The sequence below is a fragment of the Rhizobacter sp. P1_G5 genome (assembly GCF_056405435.1).
On sequence record NZ_JBFUCB010000448.1, the window covers coordinates 1 to 5,159 of the forward strand.

Annotated in this window: 6 protein-coding genes; all 6 read right to left on the reverse strand. The window is 72.2% G+C overall.

The window, feature by feature from the left end:
- On the reverse strand, nucleotides 1-511 hold a 511-nt coding region (locus AC1D12_RS24185; protein WP_477843355.1), incomplete at its 3' end, for a class I SAM-dependent methyltransferase.
- Entirely contained in the window at nucleotides 508-1,746 is a 1,239-nt protein-coding gene (locus tag AC1D12_RS24190) for a glycosyltransferase family 4 protein (RefSeq protein WP_477843357.1), read from the reverse strand. The genes AC1D12_RS24185 and AC1D12_RS24190, both read right to left, overlap by 4 nt.
- Nucleotides 1,743-2,849, reverse strand: a complete 1,107-nt coding sequence (locus AC1D12_RS24195) for a glycosyltransferase family 4 protein (protein WP_477843359.1) — start codon at nucleotides 2,847-2,849, stop codon at nucleotides 1,743-1,745. The genes AC1D12_RS24190 and AC1D12_RS24195 overlap by 4 nt, the downstream gene beginning before the upstream one ends.
- On the reverse strand, nucleotides 2,849-3,922 hold the full coding sequence (locus AC1D12_RS24200; RefSeq protein WP_477843361.1) for a glycosyltransferase: 1,074 nt from the start codon (nucleotides 3,920-3,922) through the stop codon (nucleotides 2,849-2,851). Before AC1D12_RS24200 ends, AC1D12_RS24195 begins: the two co-directional genes overlap by 1 nt.
- Nucleotides 3,919-4,668, reverse strand: coding sequence for a class I SAM-dependent methyltransferase (locus AC1D12_RS24205; RefSeq protein ID WP_047499804.1), 750 nt, complete (start codon nucleotides 4,666-4,668; stop codon nucleotides 3,919-3,921). The genes AC1D12_RS24200 and AC1D12_RS24205 overlap by 4 nt, the downstream gene beginning before the upstream one ends.
- Nucleotides 4,665-5,159 (reverse strand): MATE family efflux transporter (locus AC1D12_RS24210; RefSeq protein ID WP_477843363.1); only part of this gene is annotated, 495 nt, incomplete at its 5' end. The genes AC1D12_RS24205 and AC1D12_RS24210, both read right to left, overlap by 4 nt.

The window sequence follows — 5,159 nt, forward strand, 5'->3', positions numbered from 1 at the left end:
CGCCGCGCACGTCCGGGTTGCGCGGGTTGTCGACCGTGAAGTCGTACCACAGCACCGCGCCGCCCGGCCGCACCCAGCGCCACATCGCCGCGGCCAGTTGCTGCTGGAACGCGTCGTCGAGCAGCGACGAGAACACCGTCGCGACAAACACGATGTCCTGCGATTCATCGGCGATCGGTGCCTGCACCGCATCGCCCTCGTGCAGCGCCACCGCCGACGGCAGGCACGCCCGCGCCTGCGCGAGGCGTTCGGGCAGCAGTTCGATGCCGCTCAGCCGGTCGGGCGCGAAGCCGAGCCGCAGCAGCTCCAGCAGGTTGCCGCCCTGCCCGCAGCCGACCTCCAGCAGCCGCAGCGCCGACAGGTCGGTGATGCCGTGCCGCGCGAACAGGCCGAGCATCGCGCGCTGCCGCTCGTGCACCATCTGCCACACCTCGGGCCGCAACAGGCTGTAGCGGTCGCCCACGTGGCGGCGCGCGTARCGCTGCGCGACCTGATCCGGCTCATGCGTCATGCAGACCTCCCCGGCAGTGCCTCGAGAAAGCGCCGCGCCAGCACCGGGTAGCTGTGGTTCTCGACGACGAACTGCCGTCCGCGCTCGCCCATCGCGCGCCGCGCCACAGCACCGGCTGACATCAAGGCGCGCAGCCCCTGCGCCACCGCCGCGGCGTCTTCCGGCGCCACCGTCATGCCGCAGCCGGCCTCGGCCACCGGATCGTTGCCGGCTTCCACCGAATGCAGCACCGCGCAACCGGCCATCATGTAGTCCATCAGCTTGTTCGGCGCGATGCCGAAGCGGTAGATCGGCGTGCGTTGCCAGCCGATGTAGGCGATGTCGACCTCGCGCAGCAGCGCCGGGATCTGCGCCTTCGGCACCGGCGGGAACGGCGCGACGTGGCGCAGCGATTCGTCCGCGACGCGCTGCGCAAGGCGCGGCTTCTCCATGCCGTCGCCGACCAGCACGAACGAGACCGGCTCGTCGCGCAGCAGCGCCGCCGCATCGAGCAGCACGTCGAGTGCGTTCGGCAGCCCGTGCGAGCCCGCGTAGCCGACGACGGCGCGGCCCTGCGCCTTCTGCGCGGCGATGTGCGAAGCGATGGCAGCGTCCAGCGGCGCCGGCTCGCCGGCCCAGTCGTCCGGCGAGATGCCGTTCGGGACGATGTGCAGCTTGCGCAGGTCCAGCCCGTGCGCACCCATGTGGCCGGCCACCTTCGGCAGCATCGAGACCACGACGTCGGCATCGCGGTACGCATCGTCCTCGGCCTTCTGGCACAGCAGCGCGAACGGATGCCGCGGCGACATGCCCGACAGCTCGATCGGCGACAGCGGCCACAGGTCGTGCACCTCGAACACCAGCGTCGCCTTCGCGCGCCGCGCAATGCGCCGTGCAACCCACATGTCCATCGGGTAGGTGCTGGAGGCGATCACCACGTCGGGCCGGAAGCGCTCGACCAGCGCCGGCGTCTCGCGCCACAGCCGCACCAGGAAAGCCGCGATGTTGCGCACCCGGCCGATGCCGTTGCCGCCGTAGCGCGGCGCCGGCAGCCAGCGGTAGGCGATGCCATCGATCGTCTCGTCCAGCGGCACGGCAGCGACCTCCGGCTGCCGGCTGCGCACGTGCGACTGCGAGGCCGCGACGATCTGCACCCGGTGCCCGGCGCGCACCCATTCGCGCGCCAGGTAGTACGGCCGGAACTCCATGCCGTGGCGCGGCGAGCCCGCGTAGTGGTTGATCAACAGGATGTTCAACGCAGCAACTCGTCGTAGAAGGCCAGCAGCGCCCGCTCGGCCTGCGGCCAGTTGAACACCTCGTCGACCGCGCGCCGGCCCGATTCGCCCATCGCGCGCACCCGGTCCGGCGCATCGCGCAGCAGCCGGATCGCGTCGGCGATCGCGTTCGGGTCGAGCGGGTTCACGCACAGCCCGCAGCCGTGCACCTCGACGATCTCGCGCCACTGCGGGAAGTTCGACGCAATCACCGGCAGCTGCGCCGACATGTACTCGAACATCTTGATCGGCAGCGAATCCAGGTAGCTCGGCATCGGCTGCAGCGTGACCAGCCCGGCGAACGAACGCGCCATCACGTCGCGCACCTGCGCCCGGCCGACCTGGCCGCGGTAGTCCACCTGCGCCCAACCGGGCAGCGCGCGCAGCTCGGCCTCGAGCGCCGCATCCTCGAAGCGGCCGCACAGCAGCAGCGTCACGCCCGGCACCTGCGGCAAGGCCAGCACCATCTCGCGCGCACCGCGCGTGCGCGTGATGCCGCCGACGTAGCAGACGATGTTCCCGCGCGGCTGCGGTGCAGCCGCCACCGCGAGCTCGTCGAGGAACGGGAAGTTGCTGACGTTGGCCGCGCGCCGCGCCAGCGGCGCGAAGCGCGCGGTGATGTGCGGCGTCGCGCCGACCACGCCCGACAGCTGCCGCACCCGCCAGTTCTCGTAGCGCTCGAAGGCCCGCGACAAGGGCGCGCGCAGCGCCGCGGGAATCCATTGCTTGGTCAGGATCTGGCGCGGCACGTCTTCGTGCGCGTCGTAGACCGCGACGATGCCGCGGCGTGCCAGCGCGGCGCCGACCGGCAGCAGCTCCGGGTCGTGGAAGTGCACCAGCGCCGGCTGCAGGGCGAGCACGCGTTGCAACGCGAGCCTCGGCTGGCGGCGCATGCGCGCGAGGCGGCCGGCCGGCGGCGTGCCGATGTCGACGATGCGCACGCCGTCGACCTGTGCATCGCCGAGCCCGTCGCCGACGACCTGGACCACCTCGTAGCCGGCACGCGCGAGCGAGCGGCATTCCTTGTGGAAGATGCGGATGTCGTCGCGCGGGTGCACGGTCGTCAGGTGAACGATGCGCGGCATCATGGAGCTCGGCCTTCCAGGCGCGCATGCAGCGCGATGAATTGACGGATGTTGCCTTCGAACATCGCCTTGTCGCGGATCAGCTGGCGGTTGAACGGCTTCCCGCCGCGCGCCCAGCTGCCGGTGTCCCAGGTGTCGATCGCGCGCAGCAGCACGTCATCGAGCCGCGCGAGGTCGGCCACCAGCAGGCCGTTGTGGCCGTCGGTCACCCATTCGCGGTTGGCCGGCAGGTCGCTCAGCACCGGCAGGCAGCCGGCGGCCAGCGACTCCAGCAGGCTCACCGAGGTGCCATCGGATTCCGGCACGCTGACGAAGACGGCCGCACGGCGGTAGCTGCGCGCGAGCGACTGCGCATCGAGCATGCCGGTGAATTCGACGCGCGCCGCGATGCCCAGCGTGTCGGCCATGCGGCGCAATTCGTCGGTCTGCGGGCCGGCGGCCGCGACCTCCAGCTGCCAGCCGGCGCAACGCTGCGGCAGCCGCGCAAAGGCCTGCAGGATCGCGTCGATGCGGTACAGCGGCTTGTGCAGCCGGCACGACAGGAGGCGCCGCTCGGCCTGCACGCCCGGCAGCGCCGGCGGCTCGTCGATGCCGAGCGGGATCCATTCGCGCAGCGTCGCCGCGGCCTCGGGCGCCAGCGCAGCTGCGGCCGCGAGCAGCACCTGCGCATCGGCCGTCCAGGCCTGCGCACCGCGCAGCGCGCTGCGCACCAGCCAGCGGTGGAAGGCGCTGCGCGACGGCAGCGTCAGCACGTCGGAGCCCCACAGCGTCAGCACCAGCGGCACGCCGGTGCCGCGTGCCGCACGGGCGGCGTGCCAACCGACGCTGTTGGCCTGGTGCGCGTGCAACACGCGCGGCGCCCAGCGCTTGATCAGCCGGCGCAGGCGGTACGGCGCGTCCAGCCGCTTGATCGACAGGTCGATCTGTTCACGCGCCAGCAGCAGCGGATGCGGGTCGATCTTCAACTCGCCGTGCGTCGCGAGCACCACCGGCTGGCCGGCGGCGAGCAGCCCGCGCGCCATCCGCGCGACGTGGATCGATGCGCTGCCGACCAGCAGCACCGGCGCCGTCATGCACCGCTCCGCACGAAGACGAACAGCTGCGTCGGCGACGCCGGCTGCGCGAGGAACTCGGTGTCGGCATCGGCCGCGGCATTCGCGATGCGCGTCAGCATCGCCTGCGCACCGGGCAGCTTCCACCCCGCCAGCCGCGACAGCAGGCGCACCACGAAACGCTTGCGGTACGCGGCGAAGGCCGGGGTCGGGCACTCGGTCGGGTGGTAGAAGCCGCGGCGCGACTGCAGCGTCAGCCCGGCCCGCGCGAACGCGTCGACCAGCGCCGCGCGCGTGCGGCGCTTCAGGTAGCCGCCATCGCGCGTCTCGTCGGCCAGCGTCTCCAGCACGATCATCCGGCCGTCCGGCTGCAGCGCGTCGGCGCAGCGCTCCAGCAGGGCCTGCAGCTCGCCGTCGTCGACCACGTGCTGCAGCACCGTGATGCTGAGGATCAGGTCGTAGCGCTGCGACCACACCGCCTGCGCGATCGGCTCGTAGCGGATGGCGGTCGACGGATGCTGCCGCGCCGCGCGCAGCAGCGCGTCGCGCGACAGGTCGTGCCCGACGACGCGTTGCGCGCGGGTGGCGAGCAGCGCGCAGAAATCGCCGACGCCGCAGCCGTAGTCGAGCGCGGCGGCCATCGGCTTCAGCAGCCAGCTCACGGCCTTCAGCCGCAGCCGCTGGTCGTAGGCATAGGTAGCCGCATCGGACCAGCCGGTGTGCCCGTAGCGCCGCACGCGCTGGCTCCAGAAGGCTGCACTGCTCATGGGGTTTGCCTCATTGCCGCGAGCCGGTGCAGCCACACGCCGTACGCCAGCAGCACCACCGATGACGCGCCAGATTGCAGCGCGAGCGCCGTCGTGATGTCCCACTTCCATGCCCAGGCCAGCACGTAGGGCAGCAGCATCGACACCTGGTAGGCCACGCCGAACGCGAGCGCCCGCCCCTGCTGCCCGACCACCAGCGGCAGCTGCGACAGCGGCGAGGTCAGGAAGCTCAGCACCATCCACGGCGTCAGCAGCCGGGCCTGCGCGCCGGCCTCGCGCCATTCGGCGCCGAAGGCCCACGCGAACAGGTCGGGCGCGAACAGCATCAGCGCGATGAACGGCAGCGCGAACAGCGCGAGCTTCGACGTCGTGCGGCGCGCCAGGCCCGCCAGGTCGCCGCCCTCGTTCCACAACTGTGCCGCGCGCTGCTGGAAGACCTGCCCGACCGAGGCACCGAGCATCGCCAGCGGCGTGCGCGCGATGCGCAGCGC